Raw genomic sequence first — 20,562 nt, forward strand, 5'->3', positions numbered from 1 at the left:
GCGCAAACGTCTTGATCCTGTTGATAGCGATCAGGCCCTGACCGCATGTTGCGCTGCAACGAACGCAAGCGGAAAGAACATCCCCAATCGGGTCAGGATGTGGCGAAACGGTAAACTTCCGTTACATTCTGTAATATTAGGAGAGAATGATATGGCTTCAGGCGCCCAGACGCGGCAGCGCGGAGAGCAGCCTGTGGAGCGTATCGATGGTCGAGAAATCGGCAATACCATCGACCCGCGCGGGCCGGAAATGCCGCTGGAAAGCCGCCACGGCGCCCTCGGTCTTTTCCGAGTAAACCCCATCGATTTCAACGGCATAGCCATAGAGCGACAGCATGGTCTGTAAGGCCTCGACGGGCTGGCCCGCATCCCCCTTCTGGAAGAAGCGGCCGCCGGCGATCGGGGACGGCTCGACCCAGTGCCCGACCCCTGCCGCATGAAGGCTCTGCCAGGGAAAGTTTTCACCCGGATCAACCTTGCGGATGGGGGCCACATCGCTGTGCGCGAGCACCCGTTCGGGGGCGATATTCCACCTTCGGCCACAATCGAGACACAGTTCCACGACCGCGTTGATCTGCTTTTCGGGGAAATCCGGCAGGCCGCCGGGATGGCCGGCATTGACGATCTCGATGCCGATGGAAGCCGAATTGATGTCGACCTCCCCCTTCCAGAAGCTCTTGCCGGCATGCCAGGCGCGATCGGCCTCGCGTACGAGCTGCTCGACGCGCCCATCCTCATGCACGAAGTAGTGGCAGGACACCTGGCTTTCGGGCGCACGCAGCCACTTCAGCGCGCTTTCCGCCGTTTCCATGCCCGTATAATGCAGGAGGATGATGTCAGGGACGCGCCCGCCCGCCCGCCCGCCGAAGTTCGGCGACGGCGCGGGGGTCGCGCCGGCATAGTCACATGTGAATGCGCTCATGCAGCGCAGCGTTCCTTCTCGATCGCCTCATAGGCAGCGTTGAGCGCGGCCATGCGGTCGTTCGCAATCTGATGGAACTCGGCCGGCACGCCACGCGCCACCAGCCTATCAGGATGGTTCTCCGAAGCAAGCACGCGGTAGCGCTTGCGAATATCGGCGAAATCGTCACTCGGCTTGACGCCCAGCACCTTGTACGGGTCGCGGCCGCTGACATGGACATGCCGCGCCGTGATCTGCTCGAAGCGATCCTCGGCCATGCCGAAGATATCGGCGACGCGCTGGAGGAAGGCCATCTCGTTCTCATGGATGAGACCGTCGGCCTTCGCGATATGGAAGAGACCGTCGATGATATCCTCAAGGATCGGGCAATTGTTCTCGCAGGAGACGCAAAGCGCCTTCATCTTCTCGGCATAGGCTTCGTAGCCCGCGACATCCTGGCGCGCGAGATTGTAGAGGCGCGCGACATTGGCGGCCTGATTGTCAGGGTATTTGAAGATATCCTTGAACGCATCGACCTCGGCGGTCGTGACGACGCCGTCGGCCTTCGCCATCTTGGCCGAAAGCGCGATCATCGCAACGGAGAAGGCAACCTGCCGGCGCGTTTCCGGGTCGCCCTCGAACAGGGTACGCACGGCCTCGACCACGCCCGTCAGCACATTGCTGGCGGCATCCGAGACCATGCCGACGAGGCGATCCCACACGGCACTGATGAAGCAACTTGGCGAATTCTGGAACATAAGGTGATCTTGATCAGACAATTGCAGGGAAAGCAAGGCAGGAACGGCAGGATAAATAAATTTTGATGACCCTCATTAAGTGGGTCATCCGAATTTTATGGACGCCGTAGCGACGCCTGTGGACGATGAAGACAATCCGTCATGGAGTGCGGATAAGTTCGCCGCGCCGTTTCCCTTGAAGGGGATTCTGCGCTACGAGCAACGCCAACCCACCAGACGTACAGAAGCCGAGGAGGAATCATGGCCAAGCAGAAAGTCGCAATGCTGACCGCGGGCGGGCTCGCGCCCTGCCTGTCGTCCGCCGTCGGCGGCCTCATCGAACGCTACAGCGACGTGGCGCCGGATATCGAGCTCATCGCCTACCGCTCCGGTTACCAGGGCCTGCTGCTCGCCGATCGCATCGAGATCACGCCGCAGATGCGCGAGAAGGCCCCTCTCCTGCACCGCTACGGCGGCTCGCCGATCGGCAACAGCCGCGTGAAGCTGACCAACACCGCCGACTGCGTGAAGCGCGGCCTCGTCAAGGACGGCGAAAACCCGCTGCGCGTTGCCGCCGAGCGGCTCGCCAAGGACGGCGTCACCATTCTCCACACGATCGGCGGTGACGACACCAACACGACGGCGGCGGACCTCGCCGCCTATCTCGGCGCCAACGGCTACAATCTCACCGTGGTCGGCCTGCCGAAGACCGTCGACAACGACGTCGTTCCGATCCGCCAGTCGCTCGGCGCCTGGACGGCGGCCGAAGTCGGCGCCGGCTTCTTCGACAATGTCAGCAACGAGCAGAGCGCGGCGCCGAAGACGCTCGTCGTGCACGAGGTGATGGGCCGCCACAGCGGCTGGCTCACCGCCGCGACCGCACGCGCCTATATCCAGAAGACCAGCGCCAACGAATATGTCGACGGCTTCATGATGAATGCGCAGATGAAGAACATCGACGGCCTCTACCTGCCGGAAATGGATTTCAACCTGGCCGCCGAGGCCGAGCGCCTGAAAGCGATCATGGAGCGTACCGGCTTCGTCACGCTCTTCGTGTCGGAAGGCGCCTGCCTCGACGCCATCGTCGCCGAGCGCGAAGCCGCCGGCGAAACCGTCAAGCGTGACGCCTTCGGCCATGTGAAGATCGATACGATCAATGTCGGCAACTGGTTCTCCAAGCAGTTCGCAGCGCTCCTGGGCGCCGAGCGCTCCATGGTCCAGAAGTCGGGCTATTATGCCCGCTCGGCACCGGCCAACCGCGATGATCTTCGCCTGATCCAGAGCATGACCGACCTCGCCGTCGAGAGCGCGCTGAACAAGGTCTCGGGCGTCACCGGCCATGACGAGGGCCAGGGCGGGCGGCTACGCACCATCGAGTTCCCGCGCATCAAGGGCGGCAAGCACTTCGACACCTCTGCCAAGTGGTTCGGCGAGGTGATGGAGGTGATCGGCCAGAAGTGGAAGCCCGCCGCTTAAAACCCGCCTAAAACGCGCTTGACGTCCTGAACGGGCGATGGCTTGCTCCCCGGATCGAGATCGATCCGGGGAGTTTTTCATGTCTTTCGAACATTGGCTGGCCTTCGCGGCCGCATCCGCCGTCATGCTGGCCATTCCCGGCCCGACGATCCTGCTCGTCATTTCCTACGCGCTGGGACATGGACGCCGCACCGCAGGCGCCACCGTCGCAGGCGTGGCACTCGGCGACTTCACCGCCATGACCGCCTCGATGCTCGGTCTCGGCGCGCTGCTTGCCACCTCCGCGGCGATCTTCACCGTGCTCAAATGGATCGGCGCGGCCTATCTTGTCTGGCTCGGCATCAAGTTGTGGCGCGCACCGGTCGCAGCAGGCGCGGATGCCGCGGCACCCGCAGACGAAAAGCCGTTGCGCGTCTTCGCGCACACGTATGTCGTCACCGCGCTCAACCCCAAGAGCATCGTGTTCTTCGTCGCCTTTCTTCCGCAGTTCCTCGATCTTTCCCGGCCCGTTCTGCCGCAGATGGTGATCTTCGAAATCACCTTCCTCGTGCTGGCGACGCTCAACGCCTTCACCTATGCGCTGGTGGCTGCGGCTGCCCGCAAAACCATCCGGAAACCCTCCGTCCAGAAGGTCGTCAACCGCACGGGCGGGACGCTGCTCATCGGCGCCGGACTGCTGACGGCGGGCCTCAAGCGGGCCTCTGCCTAGGGCTGTTCGGCTCGGGCGGGTTGCCGCATCGCGCCTGATCGGTTAAGAGCGTCTGACGGCCACGGCCGATTGATTTGCAAAAGCAGGGGCGTTCCGGCGCCCCGCATCCCGGCAAACCGAGTACGACGATCATGGCTGATACCCCCGTTTTCCGTTCGGCGCGCATCCCTGCGCTTGCCTGTGCAGGCCTCCTCGTGACGCTCGCCGGCTGCGCCAGCGTCGCCGAAGATGCGACCTCGGCGAAGACGGTGACGCCGACAGCCACGACGACGGAACTTGCCGCCACCGATGGCTCGACGACGGAAGTGGCCTATGCCGTCCTGCCCGTCGCCAAGCCCGGTACGGAAAACACCGCCATGGCGCTGCCGACCCCGATCGCCGTGGCGGTTGTGACGGAAAATGCCCCTGTCTCCGCCCTGACTGAGACAAAGGCGGTAACCGGTGCCGCCGCCGCGACAGCCGCGCTTGCCGGACAGACGAATGGCGGTGTGATCGCCGTGGCCGACATGCCCCAGACGACGGATACGGTCATCGGCGTCTCCGTCATGGAACCCGGTTTCGACACGGGTGAGCCGGAAGGCCTCGAGCAGCTCGTCGCAACGCACAAGATCGTGCCGCTGGCCAAGCCGACGATCAGCAACGCGGTGCTGACCACGCAGACCGGCCTCGTCGTGCCGCGCGCCGAACAGCCCTTCAGGAAGTCCGGCACGCCGATCGACGACATCATCACGAAATATGCCACCCTCTACGGCATCCCGGAATCGCTCCTGCATCGCGTCGTCAGGCGCGAAAGCACCTACAATCCCAGAGCCTATAACCGCGGCCACTACGGTCTGATGCAGATCAAGTACGCGACGGCCAGGAGCATGGGCTACGAAGGCCCGGCCGAGGGCCTGTTCGACGCCGAAACCAACATCAAATATGCCGGCAAGTACCTGCGCGGCGCCTGGCTGGTCGCCGACGACAAGAATGACGGCGCCGTGCGCCTCTATGCGGCCGGCTACTACTATCACGCCAAGCGCAAGGGCCTGCTTGACGAGACCGGCCTGCGCTGAGCCGCAGTCCTAGAGTATTTCCGGTTCCCCGGAAATACTCTAGATTCCTGTTTTTACCGCATTATCCGACGCCGAAGCGACTTCGCTTCGGCTGGAAATGCTCTAGCGCGACGGCTTCAGCCAGAACGTCATGGGCTTTTCGGTCTCCTCGGCCTCGCCGATATCCTGCCAGGACAGCATGGTGCGCAGGTCCGCGCGCTTCTTATAGCCGCGCTTGCCCCAGAATGCGTCGAGCGGCACATAGCCGGCCGGGCGCAGCGGATGATCGGCCGGGCGCTCGACGGCGCAGAAGGCGCACCAGTCGAACCGCCCCAGACGCCGCGCATAGGCTTCGCGCTCCTCGAAGAAGCGCACGCCGAGCCCCCTGCCCCGATAGCTGTCCAGCAGCACGGATTCACCGAAATAGAACACCGTCTGCGGATCGATGCCCGCGCTGATGAACGGCGCCGTGAATTCACCGGACGCATCCGTCATCGGCACGCCCGTCGAAGCGCCCACGATACGGTCCCCGTCGAGCGCCAGCACGAACAGGCTTTCGGGCGATTTTGCATAGGTCGCGAGGTAGGATGCCTCATAGTCCTCGCTGCCCTCGTAGAGATAGGGAAAGGCGCGGAACACGGCGATGCGCAGGCGGGCAAGGTCGGCGATATGGGGCGTCACGGCATCGCCATGGACAATCTTGATCTGCATGATATGCGAATGTTCCCAGAGGCTTGAACAGTGCTATAAGTCGGGCGGCTTCGGCCAGGACATAAAGATATGAGGGATGACATGCCAGCAAAAGAGACAATCCGCGCCTATTACGACGCTTTCAACAGGCAGGACATGGAGGCCTTCTTCGACCTCCTGCATGATGAGGTTGTCCACGATATCAACCAGGGCGGACGTCAGGTCGGCAAGGACGCCTTCCGCGAATTCATGGCGCACATGAACCGCAGCTATCGTGAAACGCTGACCGACATCGTCATCATGTCGAACGAGGACGGCACGCGCGGTGCGGCCGAATTCGTCGTCAACGGCCAGTATCTGGCAACGGACGAGGGCCTGCCGGAAGCCAACGGCCAGACCTATGTGCTGCCCGCCGGCGCCTTCTTCGAGATCCGCGACGGCAAGGTCGCGCGCATCACCAACACCTACAACCTCAACGACTGGATCGCTCAGGTCGGCGGCTGATCCGCCTCGGCACCCGACGCATCCAGCACATCGAGGATGCGCCTGACCAACGGCTGGGGCCGATAGCCGAGTTTCGACGGCGTCAGACCCAGCCGGATCACAGCGAGCCCGCGGGCCGGCACGATGGCAGCCGACTGGCCGTCATGCCCGAGCATCCAGAAGGAGCCCGGCGGCAGGCCGTATTCCGCATCGGTCTTTTCGCCCGGCCCCTTCGTCCAGGTCTGCATGTGGCTGTAGGCGCCCCGGGAGGCTTCCGTGGGCATGGCCATGGCGGTCACGAATCCGGCGGGCAGCAGGCGGTTTTCCTTCCAGACCCCGTCGTTCAGCAACAGAAGCGAGAAGCGCGCCCAGTCGCGCGCGGTGGCATACATGTAGGACGAGCCGACGAAGATGCCCGTCTCGTCCGGCTCCAGAACCGCGCTCGCCATGCCGAGCGGCGCAAACAGCGCCCGCGACGGAAAGGACAGCGCCTGCGACCGCCCACCGGCCGCACTCATCCAAAGACGCGACAGCAGCATCGACGTGCCGCTGGAATAGTTGAAAACCTCGCCCGGATTGGCCTGCATCGGCAGCGAGATGACGTAACGCGTCATGTCGGGCTCGAGGAAGAGCATGCGCGTGACATCGGTGACGGAGCCGTAGCTTTCGTTGAAGGCGAGCCCGCTTTCCATCGCAAGCAGCTGGGCGATCGTGATGGCGGACCGCGCATCGCCCTGCCATTCGGGAAACAGGCCTGATATCCGCGGAGACAGCGCGCCCGCCTGCATCAGCCGGCCGAGGAGCGCGGCATTGACCGACTTCGCCATGGACCAGCCGAGCAGCGGTGTCTGCGCCGAAAAGCCCGGGCCATAGGTTTCCGCCACGATCCGCCCGTCATGCACGACGACGACCGCCCGCATGCCGGGCCCGGTCAATTCCGGATCGGCCAGCAGGGCGGCAATGCGCTCGTCCTGCGTCACGCCCTCGCCGTCAGGCCACGCGATGGCCGGATCGCCCACGGGAATGGAGGCAAGAGGCACGTCTGAGACGGCCTGGCGCGCCGCCTGAAAGTCGCCGTCCGGAACGCCCGTGCAGCCGAAGCCCGCATGCCATGCGGCATAGCCGGGTGCGAAAAGGCCGAGAAGCCGGGTCGTTACGGTCTTTTCCTGGAGATCGACGTCCTGCCGCATGAGCTTGAGCAGCGGGTGGCCCGGTGCCTGCACGTCCTCGTTCAACACAGCGACAGGGTCGCGGCCGGCGATGAACGTGTTGGAGCAGACGATCTTGGCGGCATAGCCGGAGCCGACACTGAGAAGTGCCGGCGGCGAAACGATGAGCCAACTCGCCGCGACCGCCATGAACAATGCGAGCGCGGAGATTGTCCAGGCCAGACGCCTGTAGAATCGTCTCATGCAGCCTCTCCCTTCATTGCGGACACAATCAGGATTTGACCGTCATGGAAAGACCTTTCGAATAGGTGACAGTCAGGCCGAAAGCCGGCTTTTCGGCCTCGCAAGGATTGCTGGTACCTCCGATGCGGGCACCGGCGCCGAGATCAGATAGCCCTGCGCCTCGCAAGCACCACGCTGGCGGATGAAGTCGAGCTGCTCCTCCGATTCGATACCCTTCACCGTCGTCGTCACCTGAAAGGCCTGCCCGAGCTTGAGAATGATGTCGACGAGGTCGGCCTCCCGCTTGTTCTCCATCATCGCGCGGGCAAAGGAGCGGTCGACGGTCAACTGGTCGATCGGGAATGTGCGCAGGTTGTTGATCGACGAGAAGCCGAGGCCGAAATCATCGAGCGCGACACGAACGCCGTGGGCACGCAGCGCACGAAGGCCCTCGCGGACGGCCATGTCGTCGGTCGAAAACACCGATTCCGTCACCTCCACGGTGAGGCGGCCCGGCGCAAGGCCGGTCTCGGCCAGGCAATGCATGACATGATCCACGAACGCCCTGTCACGGAACTGGGCGCTCGCCACATTGACCACCACACCCGTGGGCGCCGGCCATCCGCTGGCCTGGCGGCAGGCCTCGCGCATCACCCAGTTCCCCAGGGGTAGGATGAGGCCTGTCTTCTCCGCGGCGGGAATGAACGCGTCGGGGACGGTGATCCCCTTCTGCGGGTGCCGCCAGCGCAGCAGCGCCTCGAAGGCGCGGACCGAACCGCTCTCGACGCCGACGATGGGCTGGTATTCGAGGAAGAATTCCTCCGCATCGATCGCCCGGGCGAGATCGCGTTCGATGGCCGCACCCGCCGCGATGTCGGCGGCAAGAGCCGCATCGAAGAAGCGGTAGCTGTTTCCCGGTACGGCCTTAGCCTGGTAGAGCGCGGCGTCCGCTCGTTTCAACAGTTCCGCCGCCGTGCTGCTCCCATCGGCGATCAACGCGACCCCGATGCTGCAGCCGCTCGTCACGCGCTTCCCCTTCAGGTCCATCGGCATATCGAAAAGACGGCAGATGGTGCGGCAGACGTCCTCGATCTTGCCCTGCGAGGGACTGCCGGGGATCGTCACGACGAATTCGTCGCCGCCCAGCCGGTAAACCCCAGCGGCCGGTGAGACCGCATGCGAAAGCCGGTCGGCAATCGTCGCCAGGAGAAGGTCGCCCGCATCGTGACCGAGACTGTCGTTGACGAATTTGAAGCGGTCGAGATCGAGAAGCAGCAGCGCAGCGTGCGCGCCCTTTCCGCTCGCCTCCACGAGGGCCGGGATATCGCGTTCGAGACAGAACCGGTTCGAAAGCCCCGTCAGGCGATCGTGATGGGCTTCATGCGCCAACAGCCGCTCCGTCTGGCGCCGCTGGTTGAGCTCGCGCATCAGCTGCGCCTTGGATCGGCCGATCTGGTAGAAACCCACCCCGAAGAAGACGGGCATCAGCGCCAGCGCCGTCGCGGTCGGCGCCGAAAGGTTGAAGAGGCTTTCCTGCATCTCGGTTCGGGTGACGTGATCCGCCACCAGGCAGATCGTTGGCAGGAACGCACCGAAGACCGATCCGGCCAGCGCATAGCGCCGCTCGATCCCTGGCGACGAGGTTTTGAACATCATGCCCCCTAAGCCGTTGTTATCATGACAACAGACGCGCCCAGCCACATCGAGGCGCATGACGGTTCTAGCCGACAAAGGATGACAGAGTGTTAAGAGTGTATTGGCGTCCGCACCACAAGAATTCACGGGGGGAATTTTTCTCGGAACCAAGCCGGCCTTGAGGCGTTTGGGGGGTGTTGTCATTCGCGTGCGGGGCTTCGCGCGACCATAGAGTGGGAAGGACCCTTACATGAAATCCATGATCCTCGGTGCCGCAGGCATCATCGTTACCGCTGGCGCCCTGCCGGCCTTTGCCGCTGACATGGCGGTCGCCGAACCGCCTGTGGAAACGCCGATCACGGAAGTCGCCGGCGTCTACGATTGGGGCGGCTTTTACGTCGGTGTGAACACCGGCTACGGCTGGACCGGAGCCGACTACTCCTCGGCCGCGACAGGCGCGTCCCTGTTCGACCGTGACCTCAACGGTTGGGCCGTCGGCGCCTATGCCGGCTACAACTTCTTCAACAACGGCTTCGTCTACGGTATTGAAGCTGACGTGAAACACGACTTCAACGACGATCGTTTCGATGTCGGCACCGATACGTTCAAGACAGAAACACTCTGGGGCGGTTCGGTCCGGGCGCGTCTCGGTTACGCCATCGACCGCACGCTGATCTACGGCACGGGCGGTTACGCCTTCACCAACGCCGCTCTGGAAAACGAGACGACCGGCGTTCGGGAAAAGGACACGCTCCATGGCTGGACGATCGGTGCCGGTGTCGAACAGGCCTTCACCGACTCCGTGGTCGGCCGTGTCGAATATCGCTACAGCGACTACGGCAAGTCCGACGTCTTCGATGCGGCGGGCGCGCGCGGAGACTTCAAGACTCACTCCGTCATGGTGGGTGTCAGCATGAAGTTCTGAGGTTGAAGCCGGGGCGATCCGTCGCCCCGGCTTAACGCTCCGCTAACCGTAATTTTACCAGGATATGCGACAGGTCTTTGACCCGTCTCGCGCGCTGCTCTTTACGCTCCGCCCCTTTCGAGGCAGGATCGGTAAACGCGCAACCACGGGACACTCATGCGTCGGTTCATTCTGGCCCTCCTGCCGCTCGCCCTTCTCGCCACAGCCTGCTCGACCACCGACTACGATCTCGGGGTCACCTCGTCCGTTCCGCCGCGCTTCGAGGACAAGGATCCGCAGGATTTTGGCGCGCGCAACCCGCATCGTCATGAAGTCCACGGCATCGACGTTTCCAAGTGGAACGGCGATATCGACTGGCACGCCGCCAAGGCCGGCGGTGTCTCCTTCGCCTTCCTGAAAGCCACCGAAGGCACCGACCGTCTCGACAGCCGATTCGCCGAGTACTGGCGCGGCGCAAAGGCCGCGGGCGTCGCCCACGCGCCCTATCATTTCTACTATTTCTGCTCGACGGCGGATGCGCAGGCGGATTGGTTCATCGCCAATGTGCCGAAGGAGGCCGTGCACCTTCCGCCGGTGCTGGACGCCGAATGGAACGCCGCCTCGCCGACCTGCAAGCTGCGGCCGCCGGCAGACGAGGTGCGCACGGTGCTGAAGCGCTTCATGGACCGTCTCGAAGCCCACTACGGCAAGCGGCCGATCATCTATACGACCGTGGATTTCCACCGCGACAACCTCGTCGGCCATTTCGAAGGCTATCACTTCTGGCTGCGTTCCGTCGCCAACCACCCGGAAAACATCTACCCCGCGCGCAAGTGGGCCTTCTGGCAATATACCTCCACCGGCGTCGTGCCCGGCATTTCCGGCAACACCGATATCAACGTCTTCGCCGGTTCCGCGAAGAACTGGAACAAGTGGGTCGCTTCCGTTTCCCGCTGAGCGCGCAACACGCAGAACGGAAATCACGGCAAGCCTGCGGGCTTGCCTTTTTCTTCTTGCTTCCGTCACATTCATCTGAGACAGCCGGCCCTATGTTACAGCCCTATGTTTCAAGGGCGGCGCACTCAAGGAGCACCAGATGCGGCAGAACCTGAAGACGACACTCGCGGCGGGCCTGGCGGCCTTCCTGCTGGCCGGCGGCGCGCAGGCCCAGACGGCAGCGGCCTGCGGCGGCGATCTCGGCGCCTTCCTGGAGGGCGTGAAGGCCGAAGCACTCACGCGCGGTGTCTCCGCGGATGTGGCCGACCGCGCGCTTGCCGGCGCCGCGATCGACCAGAAGGTCCTGTCGCGCGATCGCGCGCAGGGCGTCTTCCGGCAGACCTTCCTGGAGTTCTCCAAGCGCACGGTCAGCCAGTCGCGCCTCGATATCGGCCGCAGGAAGCTGAACGACCTTGCATCCGTGTTCGGCCGCGCCGAGCAGGAATTCGGCGTGCCCGGCCCCGTCATCGCCGCCTTCTGGGCCATGGAAACGGACTTCGGCGCGGTGCAGGGCGATTTCAACACCCGCAACGCGCTCGTCACGCTCTCGCATGACTGCCGCCGCCCCGAACTCTTCCGCCCGCAGCTCATCGCCGCCGTCGAGATGGTCGGTCACGGCGACCTCGACCCGAACGGCACGACGGGCGCCTGGGCCGGCGAGATCGGCCAGGTGCAGATGCTGCCGAAGGATATCATCGAATTCGGCGTGGACGGCGATGGCGACAACCACGTCAATGTCAAGCAGAGCGCGCCCGACGCCATCCTGACGGCCGCAAAGTTCATCCAGCATCTCGGCTTCGTGAAGGGTCAGCCCTGGATCCAGGAAGTATCCGTTCCCGATGTCCTGCCCTTCGAGAAGACCGGCCTTCAGCCGGGCATGAAGGCGTCGGACTGGTTCGCCCTCGGCGTGAAGCCGCGCGACGGCGATACCGCCTTCGGCAATCTCGAAGCCTCGCTCGTGCTGCCGCAGGGCCGCAAGGGACCCGCCTTCATCACCTATCCCAACTTCAACATCTACCTCGCCTGGAACCAGTCCTTCATCTACACGACGTCGGCGGCCTATTTCGCCACGCGCCTGGCCGGTGCCCCGCCCTATGAGCGCGGCACGCCCGAGGAAGGCCTGTCGGAAGACGGCATGAAGGAGCTTCAGACGAAGCTCCAGGCCCATGGCCACGATGTCGGCAAGATCGACGGCATTCTCGGCTCCGGCACGCGCGCGGCGATCCAGAAGGAACAGCTGCGCCTCGGCATGCCCGCCGATGGCTGGGCGACGCCCGCGCTGCTGGCCGCGCTCTGACGAAATCGGGTGGCGCGGCGCCATCCCTTGCGCTAGGACTTGCAAGACCTGAGCGGCGCTGCCGGCCCATCCCGGCAGCGCCGCTTCGTTCTCGTCCCGGCGCTTGGAACAATCGATGACACAGCAGGCATCAACGGCTTCGACACGCATATCTGCGGCCACCTGGGGGCTCCTGAGCCTGCTCGGCCTCATCTGGGGCGGCTCGTTCTTCTTCGCGCGCGTGGCGGTGCCCTACGTGCCGCCGGCCACGCTGGTCCTGCTGCGCGTGGCCATCGCCGCCCTCGCCCTGCATATCTACATCGCCGGCCGCTTCTCGATCTATGCCACGCTGCGCGCCCGCTGGCGCTCGTTCCTGCTGCTCGGCCTCATCAACAACGCCGTGCCGCATATGCTGATCTTTCTCGGCCAGACGCAGATCGGCGCCGGCCTCGCCTCCATCCTCAATGCGACGACGCCGATCTTCACCGTGCTGATCGCCAACCGGATGACCGCGGACGAGAAGCTGTCTCCGGCGAAGATCGCCGGGTGCCTGATCGGCCTTGCCGGCACCGCCGTCCTCATCGGCCCGCGTGCGCTTGCGCCGTTCACCGGCGACAGCGGCCCGCCGCTCTGGGCCGTCGTGCTGCCCGTGCTCGCCGCCGTGTCCTACGGTTTCGCCGCGACCTACGGCAAGCGGTTCCGCGGCACCGCTCCGCCGGTCATCGCGGCCGGGCAGCTGACGGCCTCCACATTGCTCATGCTGCCGGTCTCGCTCGCCCTCGACGCGCCCTGGCAGCTTCCCCTGCCGCCCACCGGCGCCATCCTTGCCGTTCTGGCGCTCGCGCTCGTTTCCACGGCCTATGGCTACATCCTGTTCTTCCGAATCATGGCGGCGGCCGGCGCGACCAACACCTCTCTCGTCACCCTGCTCGTGCCGCCCAGCGCCATCCTGCTTGGCGCCGTCTTCCTGGGCGAACGGCTCACACCGCTCGGAATGCTGGGAATGGCGCTGGTCCTGCTCGGCCTCGTGGTTCTCGACGGCCGCCTGCTCGCCCGGTTTCCAAAACGTTAATACCCCCGGGGAACAAAGGGCTTTCGGCACCGTTTTTGCGAAATACGCAGCCTTGCGACGCCACGGTTGCGCCACACTGGTAAATGAACATTGCCGGCATTCGTCATTTGGTAGGGATTGTGAATTTTTTGTGGCGAGTGCTTTTGTGCAGAAATTACAGCATGTTAGACCTGTGAATAACCGGCTGCCGTAGGACCGATGTTGCATCGCAGCAACAAAACACCTTTTCAATCCGGTTTTTTCGGTCGTAATATCGAACAGTTAACGCAAGGAGGTCGCCATGGGACTCACACATTCCTTGAATGTTCTGATGATCAGTGCAGCATTCCTCTTCATCGCGACGATGATCTTCATCTGAGGCGATCAAGCGAAACTCGAGCGGCAGGCTACAACAAGAAATCCCTGCCGGATCCTTTTGAAAAAAATGCATGGCCCGGAGACGGTGCCATGCATTTTTCGTTTCGGGGAATGAAGCGTCGTTTGATCACGCCGCAGCGCCGGCAGCCCGACGGCGGTCGATCTTCGCAAGGCCCACGCCGTCGCAGACCGCGGAGACGAGATTGGCGCGGTTCATCGTGTAGAAATGGAACTCGTCGATGCCCCGCGAAATGAGATCCTCAAGCTGGCGCACGGCAAGTTCGACGGCGACGGCCGTGCGCTCCTGCGGCTTGTCGTCGACAGGCGACAGGCGCTCGGCAAGCCAGGCCGGCACCGTGGCGCCGCACATGCCGGCGAATTTCTGGACCTGCGCCAGATTGTGCACCGGCAGCAGGCCCGGCACGACCGGAATGGTGATGCCCGCGCGGCGCACGCGCTCCAGGTAGTGCTCGAACTGGTCGTTGTCGAAGAAGAACTGCGTCAGCGCGCGCGTGGCGCCCGCATCGACCTTGCGCTTGAGCATGTCGATATCAGCCGCGACATCGGCACTTTGCGGATGCTTTTCCGGATAGGCGGATACGGAGACTTCGAAATCGGCAAGGCCGCGCAGGCCGGCGACCAGTTCCGCCGCATTGGCATAGCCGCCCGGATGCGGCTGGTAGGCCGTGCCCACGCCGCCCGGCGGATCGCCGCGCAGCGCCACGAAATGCCTGACGCCGATGGCCTGGAATTCCGCGACGACGGCGTTGACCTCTTCTTTCGTCGCGCCGACGCAGGTGAGATGCGAGGCCGCGGGCAGCCCCATCCCGAGCAGATGGCGCACAGTCGCCAGCGTCGGCGCCTTGGTGGAGCCACCGGCACCATAGGTCACCGACAGAAAGGCCGGTTCATAGGCCGAGAGCTGCGTGGCCGTTTCCCAGAGCTGCTTTTCCGCGTCCGCCGTCTTGGGCGGGAAGAACTCGAAAGACAGGCGGATATCCCTGCGAGATGGGCCCCGGGACGCATTGTCGGTCGCCTTGGTCATGTCAACTCCTTCTGCGGATGGCGATCTTGCCGGCCGCCGGTTCACGCCGGTCGCGGGCAAGCCATATGGTCACGGTCAGCGCATCGGCGGCCGAATGCGCGGGCTTCAGATCGACGATCTCCTCGACGGCGAGCCCTGCCTTCTCAAGCCAGTCGGCAAGGATCTGGTGCGAGAAACCGAGGCGGATATGGGCGTGGTCGTTCCGAAGATGCTCCAGCCCGTGCGGCGCCAAGTCGATGATAGCGAGGCGGCCGCCGGGTGCGAGCATGCGCGCCGCTTCCGCGATCGCCGCCTCGGGCTCCTCGAGGAAGTGCAGCACCTGATGGATCGTCACCACGTCGAACTCATCGCGCTCGAGCGGCAGGTTGAAAATATCGCCGTGGCGGATCGACGCCTTGGTGATGCCCGCGCGGTCGAGATTGGCGCGCGCCACCGCCAGCATGTCGCGGCTGGCATCCACACCGACGCCGCGCTGGTAGAGCCCTTCGAACAGCTGGAGAATGCGGCCCGTGCCGGTACCGAGGTCGAGGAAGGCATCGACCGGCTCGGTGCCGATCATCGCGGCAAGCTTCGCCTCCACCTCCGCATCGCTGACATGGAGGCGGCGCATTACATCCCAGTCGGCCGCGTTGCGGCTGAAATAGGCCTGCGCCTTGTCGGCCCGCACCTTCTTCAGCACACGCAGCCGCTCGTCGTCGCGCGCCAGAACCGCATCCGCCCCATCGGCCGTGTCAAGCAGCTGGCGCGCCAGCGCCACGGCCGCGCCGCCCTGGCTGAGCCGGAAGAAGGCCCATGCCCCCTCCTGATAGCGATCGACAAGCCCGGCTTCGGCGAGAAGCTTCAGGTGACGCGAAATGCGCGGCTGGGACTGGCCGAGAATGTCGGTAAGATCCGTCACGGTCAGGTCGCCATGGGCAAGCAGCGCGAGCAGACGAAGGCGCGTCGGCTCGCCGGCGGCCTTCAGGATATCAACGATGTCATCAAGTCCGAGTTTCTGCGCGTCGCCCATGGCTTTTCCAATCAAGACATAAAGATATGTTTATGTGATTAACCCGCTACTTGCAAGAGCCAATCCACAGGAACCTGTCCCGCGCAAACCCGCCCCGCCGTTGATCATCGCAGGACTGGCGGCAAGCCGCTGGGATACCGATCTTCCCATTATCGGCGGCAAAGAAAAACCCCGGAGAACCGGGGTTTTTCGAACGCGTCGGTAGCAGGCTCAGCGCGTCAGGCGCTTGTAGGCCTGGCTGCCCGGATTGAGGGCATCGGGGCCGAGGCGGCGGACCTTGTCCTGCTCGTAGTCCTCGAAGTTGCCTTCGAACCACTCGACATGGCCATCCCCTTCGAAGGCGAGGATATGCGTCGCGAGGCGGTCGAGGAACATGCGGTCGTGGCTGATGATGATCGCGCAGCCGGCGAAGCTTTCGAGCGCGCTTTCGAGCGCACCCAGCGTTTCCGTATCCAGGTCGTTGGTCGGTTCGTCGAGCAGCAGCACGTTGCCGCCGGCCTTCAGCATCTTGGCGAGGTGCACGCGGTTGCGCTGGCCGCCCGAGAGATTGCCGACCTTCTGCTGCTGGTCGCCGCCCTTGAAGTTGAAGGCGCCGCAATAGGCACGGCTGTTCATGTCGAACTTGCCGAGCTTGATGACTTCCGCCCCGCCGGAGATTTCCTCCCAGACGGTCTTGTTCGGGTCGAGCGTGTCGCGGCTCTGATCGACATAGCCGAGATGGACGGTGTCGCCGATGCGGATGGACCCGGCATCCGGCTGCTCCTGGCCGGTGATCATCTTGAACAGCGTCGACTTGCCCGCGCCGTTCGGCCCGATGATGCCGACGATGCCGCCCGGCGGCAGCTTGATCGACAGGTCGTTGATCAGCGTGCGGCCTTCGAAGCCCTTCTTGATGCCTTCCAGTTCGACGACGACGTTGCCGAGGCGCTCGGAGACCGGAATGATGATCTGCGCGTCGCCGGGCCGGATGTTCTCGGCGGCATCGACCAGCTGCTCATAGGCCTTGATACGGGCCTTGGACTTGGCCTGGCGGGCCTTCGGGCTGGAGGCGATCCACTCCTGTTCGCGCGACAGTGCCTTCTGGCGACCGGCTTCTTCACGCGACTCCTGCTGCATGCGCTTGGCCTTGGCCTGCAGGTAGGCGGAATAGTTGCCTTCGTAGGGAATGCCGCGGCCGCGGTCGAGCTCGAGGATCCAGCCCGTGACGTTGTCGAGGAAGTAGCGGTCGTGGGTGATCATCATCACGGCGCCGGGATAGTCGCGCAGGTGCTTTTCCAGCCACGCGATGGTTTCGGCGTCGAGGTGGTTGGTCGGTTCGTCGAGCAGGAGCAGGTCCGGCTGCGACAGAAGCAGGCGGCAGAGCGCGATGCGGCGGCGTTCACCACCCGAAAGCACCGTGACATCGGCATCCTTCGGCGGGCAGCGCAGGGCCTCCATCGCCATCTCGACCTGCTGCTCCAGGTCCCAGAGGTTCTGGCTGTCGATGATGTCCTGAAGCTTGGCGCCCTCGTCCGCCGTCTCGTCGGAATAGTTCATCATCAGTTCGTTGTAGCGGTCGAGAACAGCCTGCTTGTCGGCCACGCCCTCCATCACGTTTTCGAAGGCGGTCTTGGCAGGGTCGAGCTGCGGCTCCTGCTCGAGGTAACCGACGGTCGCGCCCTCGGCGAGCCAAGCTTCACCGGTATATTCCTTGTCCTTGCCGGCGATGATGCGCAGAACGGTCGACTTACCCGCACCGTTGGGACCGAGGATACCGATCTTGGCATCCGGGTAGAAGGACAGGTTGACGTTCTCGAGTATCTTCTTGGCGCCGTAGGCCTTGTTGAGCCCCGACATGTGATAGATGAATTGACGTGCCATGCAAACGCGCTCCGGGTCGGACAAATTTGCCCGCTATGTAGGCGAATTATCCGCCCGCGGCAATCTCTTGAAGCCAGCGCATACAGGCCCATGCGAGCGGCCGGCGTCTATTGCAGGGCCGCCCGGTCGGCCGTCGGCGCGCCCGTCCAACCCTCCGTGCACCGCGACGTCGTGGGCTTGGCGTCTGCGATCAGCATTGGAAGCGCCCCCTCGCCGGCAGCAATGCCGATGGTCAGGCCGGTGACCACGGTGCGGTTGCCGGTCTTGCGGCAGGTCAGGCGCACACGTTCGCCGGCGCCTGAGCCGAAGGCGGCATCGAAGGCCTTGCGCACCTCCGCCAGCGTGACCGTGCCGCCGGCCTTGCCGGCAAAGACCGTCAGCACCGGCGATGCGTTGAGCTGGTCGAGCAGATCCAGCGAACGGGCATAATAGGCTTCCGCCGACGCCGCGACGCAGCTGCCGCTTTTCAGCCAAAGCCTGCGGTCGAAACCGGATCGCACGGCCGGCATGGCGGCCATGAGGCGGTCCCTGGTCGCCGATGCGAGCGTGACCTCGGGCAGATCGGTCCATGTCCCCTTTTTCGCCTTCTGCGCGAGCCCGGTCTCGACGCCGCAATAGCTCTTGCGCGGCTGGAAACGGCCGACCAGCGAGAAACGTTGCACCGCTCCAGTGGAAGCCGAAAACCCGATGCAGCCCTTGCTCTTCGGCCGCGCCGCGCAATAGCCGGCCTGCCAGCCGACGGACAAGACCTCACGCGTGCCGCCCTTCGCGGGCGCGGATTGCGCCCATGCGGCGGCCGGTGCGAAAACCATGAGGCAGGCGATGAACAGGGATAATGCGGCCTGAACAGGCAAGGCGACGATCGTCTTCATGACGGGCTCCCTTGATGAGAACAAAACAAGATCATATGCAACCAAAAATCATGAAAATGCAACCCCAGAGAATGAAAATCGCGATAAACGCGAGCATTGGCGAAAATACACGTCGCATCCCATTGTCTTTCCTGCGCAAATCACGTTGACCTCTAGGCAAACGGGAGGAATGGCCGTGTTTTCCGAAGTCCAGACGCTCAACAGCCCGAGCGGCGCGACGCTTGCGCTGCGCCATGCGCCGGCGCGCGGTAAGCCGCGCGGCATCCTGCTCCTGAGCCATGGCCTTGCCGAACACAGCGCCCGCTATGGCGCCTTTTCGGCGCGCATGGCGGACGAGGCATTCCATGTCTATGCGCACGATCATCGCGGCCACGGCCATACGACGGCGCGGGATGCACCGCGCGGCCAGTTCGCGCCGAAGAACGGCGTCGACCGCGTGCTGGAGGATATGCGCGCGGTCCGCGACCTGGCCATCGGCCGGCATCCGGGCCTGCCCGTCGTGCTGTTCGGCCATTCCATGGGCGGCCTTCTTGCGCTCGCCTATGCCGAGGCCCGTCCCGGCGATATCGATGCGCTGGCCGTGTGGAATTCCAACCTGGAGCCGGGACTGGCCGGGCGGGTCGCGCAGGTCGTGCTGGCCGCGGAGCGCATGCTGAAGGGGTCCGATGTGCCGAGCGGCATCCTGCCCCGCCTCACCTTCGGCGCCTGGGGCAAGCGCATCGCCGGCGCGCGCACGCCCTTCGACTGGCTGTCGCACGATGCCGCCGCGGTGGATGCCTATATCGCCGATCCGCTGTGCGGCTTCGATGTGAATGTCTCGATGTGGCTCGACATTTTCGCCGTCACCTTCGCCGATGCCTCCGCCGAAGGGCTCGGCCGCCTGCCGAAATCCCTGCCGATCCACCTGGTCGGCGGCGGCGAGGATCCAGCGACGGAGAACGGCAGGGCGACGCGCGCCTTCGCAGCGCGGCTGGAAAAATCGCGGCTTGAGGACGTGACGACAACAGTCTATCCCGGCATGCGCCACGAGACGCTGAACGAGATCCCGCCTTTGCGCGACCCGGCCGTGGACGCCTTTTCCGGCTGGTGCCGGCGCGTGGCGGAAACGAAACGCCGGAGCCCCGAAGCCGCATGAGCACGTCTGCCGTAACGCCGTTGCGCAACGAGGTCAGCCTCGGGCTCTTCCTCATGGTTCTCTCGGTGCTGGTGTCCCCTGTCATCGATATCTTCGCCAAGCTCGCCGTCACCGCCGTGCCGGCCACCGAGATCACCTTCGTGCGCCTGCTCTTCCAGATGGTGGTGCTGGCACCGATTTGCCTGATGCGCGGCACGCTGCTGGATGTGACCTGGCGCAAGATGGGCCTGCATGCGGCCCGCGGCCTGCTCATGGCGATCACCATGATCAGCTTCGTCACGGCGCTCGCCGTCATGGAGGTGGCGGATGCCATCGCCATCTTCTTCGTCGAGCCGATCATCCTGACGATCCTCGGCTCGATCGTGCTGAAGGAGACCATCGGCTGGCGGCGCTACACGGCCTGCGCCGTCGGCTTCTTCGGCTCGCTGCTCGTCATCCGGCCCAGCCTGCAGGAGGTGGGTCTCATCGCGCTGATGCCTGTCGTCGCGGCGTTCTCGCTGGCCCTTTTCTTTCTGCTGACACGGCTGGTTGCCCAGAAGGAGGATCCCTGGTCCATGCAGTTCTATGCCGGCTTCTGGGGTGCGCTGTTCGCCGGCCTGCTGCTCGCCGTCGGCAACAGCCTCGGCATCGGCATGCTGACCCCGGTCATGCCGGACTTGGAGAACACGCTTTACATTGCCGGCGCCGCCATCGCCGCCACCATTGCCGGCGTGCTCGGGGTCTATGCCTACCGCTCCGCGCCGGCCTCGACACTCGCGCCGCTGCAATATCTGGAAATCGTCTCGGCGACGGTGCTCGGCTGGTGGGTGTTCGATCATCTGCCTGATGCCGTCAAATGGCTCGGCATCGCCATCATCATCGGCTCGGGCCTCTATGTCATCTGGCGCGAGCGGCAGGTCGGCAAGACCGCCACCATCCCGCCGGTCAACACGCCGATCTGACGAAAGCGAAATGCGGCGCGCGCGGCAGGCATCAAGTCA

At 64.3% G+C, this 20,562-nt stretch carries 19 protein-coding genes; 10 read left to right on the top strand and 9 right to left on the bottom strand.

Annotated elements, in window-relative coordinates:
• Positions 1-157 precede the first annotated feature (157 nt).
• Together K6301_RS09340 and K6301_RS09345 are read right to left on the bottom strand one after the other, a co-directional pair.
• Positions 158-922, bottom strand: coding sequence for an N-acetylmuramoyl-L-alanine amidase (locus K6301_RS09340; RefSeq protein WP_247216357.1), 765 nt, complete (start codon positions 920-922; stop codon positions 158-160).
• Entirely contained in the window at positions 919-1,659 is a 741-nt protein-coding gene (locus K6301_RS09345; RefSeq protein ID WP_134649585.1) for a J domain-containing protein, read from the bottom strand. Before K6301_RS09345 ends, K6301_RS09340 begins: the two co-directional genes overlap by 4 nt.
• Before the next feature lie 240 nt (positions 1,660-1,899).
• Between K6301_RS09345 and K6301_RS09350 the strand changes: the two genes are divergently transcribed.
• The 3 genes from K6301_RS09350 (at position 1,900) to K6301_RS09360 (ending at position 4,878) form a co-directional block, all read left to right on the top strand.
• The gene (locus K6301_RS09350; protein WP_247216358.1) at positions 1,900-3,114 is read left to right on the top strand and encodes a pyrophosphate--fructose-6-phosphate 1-phosphotransferase; all 1,215 of its coding nucleotides are present in this window, start codon (positions 1,900-1,902) and stop codon (positions 3,112-3,114) included.
• 79 nt (positions 3,115-3,193) lie between these two features.
• Positions 3,194-3,823: a LysE family translocator gene (locus K6301_RS09355; RefSeq protein WP_247216359.1), complete on the top strand. Its 630-nt coding sequence runs from the start codon at positions 3,194-3,196 to the stop codon at positions 3,821-3,823.
• A 131-nt stretch (positions 3,824-3,954) separates the two neighbouring features.
• A complete protein-coding gene (locus tag K6301_RS09360; protein ID WP_247216360.1) occupies positions 3,955-4,878 on the top strand; it encodes a lytic transglycosylase domain-containing protein in 924 nt (307 codons plus the stop codon).
• Positions 4,879-4,980: 102 nt separating this feature from the next.
• Here K6301_RS09360 and K6301_RS09365 read toward each other — a convergent pair whose 3' ends face one another.
• Positions 4,981-5,568 carry a GNAT family N-acetyltransferase gene (locus K6301_RS09365; RefSeq protein WP_247216361.1) on the bottom strand — a complete coding sequence of 196 codons (588 nt, stop codon included), beginning with the start codon at positions 5,566-5,568 and terminating at the stop codon, positions 4,981-4,983.
• An 81-nt stretch (positions 5,569-5,649) separates the two neighbouring features.
• On the opposite strand from K6301_RS09365, the gene K6301_RS09370 reads away from it, so the two are divergent.
• Positions 5,650-6,051 (top strand): ketosteroid isomerase-related protein, encoded by a 402-nt coding sequence (locus K6301_RS09370; protein ID WP_247216362.1) that lies wholly within the window; start codon positions 5,650-5,652, stop codon positions 6,049-6,051.
• Here the strand turns inward: K6301_RS09370 and K6301_RS09375 are convergent.
• Both K6301_RS09375 and K6301_RS09380 read right to left on the bottom strand, forming a co-directional pair.
• Positions 6,036-7,442 carry a serine hydrolase domain-containing protein gene (locus K6301_RS09375; RefSeq protein WP_247216369.1) on the bottom strand — a complete coding sequence of 469 codons (1,407 nt, stop codon included), beginning with the start codon at positions 7,440-7,442 and terminating at the stop codon, positions 6,036-6,038. The two genes, K6301_RS09370 and K6301_RS09375, sit on opposite strands and share 16 nt — an antisense overlap.
• 72 nt (positions 7,443-7,514) lie before the next feature.
• Positions 7,515-9,074: a putative bifunctional diguanylate cyclase/phosphodiesterase gene (locus tag K6301_RS09380; RefSeq protein WP_247216371.1), complete on the bottom strand. Its 1,560-nt coding sequence runs from the start codon at positions 9,072-9,074 to the stop codon at positions 7,515-7,517.
• A 232-nt stretch (positions 9,075-9,306) separates the two neighbouring features.
• On the opposite strand from K6301_RS09380, the gene K6301_RS09385 reads away from it, so the two are divergent.
• The 4 genes from K6301_RS09385 (at position 9,307) to K6301_RS09400 (ending at position 13,304) form a co-directional block, all read left to right on the top strand.
• The gene (locus K6301_RS09385; protein WP_247216374.1) at positions 9,307-9,981 is read left to right on the top strand and encodes an outer membrane protein; all 675 of its coding nucleotides are present in this window, start codon (positions 9,307-9,309) and stop codon (positions 9,979-9,981) included.
• Positions 9,982-10,137: 156 nt separating this feature from the next.
• Positions 10,138-10,917 (top strand): glycoside hydrolase family 25 protein, encoded by a 780-nt coding sequence (locus K6301_RS09390; protein WP_247216380.1) that lies wholly within the window; start codon positions 10,138-10,140, stop codon positions 10,915-10,917.
• A gap of 139 nt (positions 10,918-11,056) precedes the next feature.
• Entirely contained in the window at positions 11,057-12,253 is a 1,197-nt protein-coding gene (locus tag K6301_RS09395; protein ID WP_247216382.1) for a lytic murein transglycosylase, read from the top strand.
• A 115-nt stretch (positions 12,254-12,368) separates the two neighbouring features.
• A complete protein-coding gene (locus K6301_RS09400) occupies positions 12,369-13,304 on the top strand; it encodes a DMT family transporter (RefSeq protein WP_247216384.1) in 936 nt (311 codons plus the stop codon).
• Between the two features lie 484 nt (positions 13,305-13,788).
• On the opposite strand, the gene metF is transcribed toward K6301_RS09400, so the two are convergent.
• From metF to K6301_RS09420, 4 genes are all read right to left on the bottom strand, one after another.
• Complete coding sequence (gene metF / locus K6301_RS09405; RefSeq protein WP_247216386.1) at positions 13,789-14,706, bottom strand: methylenetetrahydrofolate reductase [NAD(P)H]; 918 nt, start codon at positions 14,704-14,706, stop codon at positions 13,789-13,791.
• A gap of 1 nt (position 14,707) precedes the next feature.
• Entirely contained in the window at positions 14,708-15,715 is a 1,008-nt protein-coding gene (locus K6301_RS09410) for an ArsR/SmtB family transcription factor (RefSeq protein ID WP_247216387.1), read from the bottom strand.
• A gap of 210 nt (positions 15,716-15,925) precedes the next feature.
• Complete coding sequence (gene ettA / locus K6301_RS09415) at positions 15,926-17,575, bottom strand: energy-dependent translational throttle protein EttA (RefSeq protein WP_134651147.1); 1,650 nt, start codon at positions 17,573-17,575, stop codon at positions 15,926-15,928.
• A gap of 107 nt (positions 17,576-17,682) precedes the next feature.
• A complete protein-coding gene (locus K6301_RS09420) occupies positions 17,683-18,447 on the bottom strand; it encodes a ribonuclease T2 family protein (protein WP_247216389.1) in 765 nt (254 codons plus the stop codon).
• Positions 18,448-18,622: 175 nt separating this feature from the next.
• Between K6301_RS09420 and K6301_RS09425 the strand changes: the two genes are divergently transcribed.
• Together K6301_RS09425 and K6301_RS09430 are read left to right on the top strand one after the other, a co-directional pair.
• Complete coding sequence (locus tag K6301_RS09425) at positions 18,623-19,582, top strand: alpha/beta hydrolase (RefSeq protein ID WP_247216392.1); 960 nt, start codon at positions 18,623-18,625, stop codon at positions 19,580-19,582.
• Positions 19,579-20,523 carry a DMT family transporter gene (locus K6301_RS09430; protein WP_247216394.1) on the top strand — a complete coding sequence of 315 codons (945 nt, stop codon included), beginning with the start codon at positions 19,579-19,581 and terminating at the stop codon, positions 20,521-20,523. Before K6301_RS09425 ends, K6301_RS09430 begins: the two co-directional genes overlap by 4 nt.
• The last annotated feature ends 39 nt before the right edge of the window (positions 20,524-20,562 follow it).

This window comes from Shinella oryzae (genome assembly GCF_023038235.1).
Classification (GTDB): Bacteria; Pseudomonadota; Alphaproteobacteria; order Rhizobiales; family Rhizobiaceae; genus Shinella; species Shinella sumterensis.

What these genes read in the sequence shown, in the direction of transcription:
- K6301_RS09395 (WP_247216382.1), top strand. Translation starts at nt 11,057, where the DNA reads ATGCGGCAGAACCTGAAGACGACACTCGCGGCGGGCCTGGCGGCCTTC.
- K6301_RS09400 (WP_247216384.1), top strand. Translation starts at nt 12,369, where the DNA reads ATGACACAGCAGGCATCAACGGCTTCGACACGCATATCTGCGGCCACC.
- K6301_RS09350 (WP_247216358.1), top strand. Translation starts at nt 1,900, where the DNA reads ATGGCCAAGCAGAAAGTCGCAATGCTGACCGCGGGCGGGCTCGCGCCC.
- K6301_RS09355 (WP_247216359.1), top strand. Translation starts at nt 3,194, where the DNA reads ATGTCTTTCGAACATTGGCTGGCCTTCGCGGCCGCATCCGCCGTCATG.
- K6301_RS09390 (WP_247216380.1), top strand. Translation starts at nt 10,138, where the DNA reads ATGCGTCGGTTCATTCTGGCCCTCCTGCCGCTCGCCCTTCTCGCCACA.
- metF (WP_247216386.1), bottom strand. Translation starts at nt 14,706, where the DNA reads ATGACCAAGGCGACCGACAATGCGTCCCGGGGCCCATCTCGCAGGGAT.
- K6301_RS09370 (WP_247216362.1), top strand. Translation starts at nt 5,650, where the DNA reads ATGCCAGCAAAAGAGACAATCCGCGCCTATTACGACGCTTTCAACAGG.
- K6301_RS09420 (WP_247216389.1), bottom strand. Translation starts at nt 18,447, where the DNA reads ATGAAGACGATCGTCGCCTTGCCTGTTCAGGCCGCATTATCCCTGTTC.
- K6301_RS09340 (WP_247216357.1), bottom strand. Translation starts at nt 922, where the DNA reads ATGAGCGCATTCACATGTGACTATGCCGGCGCGACCCCCGCGCCGTCG.
- K6301_RS09345 (WP_134649585.1), bottom strand. Translation starts at nt 1,659, where the DNA reads ATGTTCCAGAATTCGCCAAGTTGCTTCATCAGTGCCGTGTGGGATCGC.
- K6301_RS09375 (WP_247216369.1), bottom strand. Translation starts at nt 7,442, where the DNA reads ATGAGACGATTCTACAGGCGTCTGGCCTGGACAATCTCCGCGCTCGCA.
- K6301_RS09410 (WP_247216387.1), bottom strand. Translation starts at nt 15,715, where the DNA reads ATGGGCGACGCGCAGAAACTCGGACTTGATGACATCGTTGATATCCTG.
- ettA (WP_134651147.1), bottom strand. Translation starts at nt 17,575, where the DNA reads ATGGCACGTCAATTCATCTATCACATGTCGGGGCTCAACAAGGCCTAC.
- K6301_RS09360 (WP_247216360.1), top strand. Translation starts at nt 3,955, where the DNA reads ATGGCTGATACCCCCGTTTTCCGTTCGGCGCGCATCCCTGCGCTTGCC.
- K6301_RS09385 (WP_247216374.1), top strand. Translation starts at nt 9,307, where the DNA reads ATGAAATCCATGATCCTCGGTGCCGCAGGCATCATCGTTACCGCTGGC.
- K6301_RS09365 (WP_247216361.1), bottom strand. Translation starts at nt 5,568, where the DNA reads ATGCAGATCAAGATTGTCCATGGCGATGCCGTGACGCCCCATATCGCC.
- K6301_RS09430 (WP_247216394.1), top strand. Translation starts at nt 19,579, where the DNA reads ATGAGCACGTCTGCCGTAACGCCGTTGCGCAACGAGGTCAGCCTCGGG.
- K6301_RS09380 (WP_247216371.1), bottom strand. Translation starts at nt 9,074, where the DNA reads ATGTTCAAAACCTCGTCGCCAGGGATCGAGCGGCGCTATGCGCTGGCC.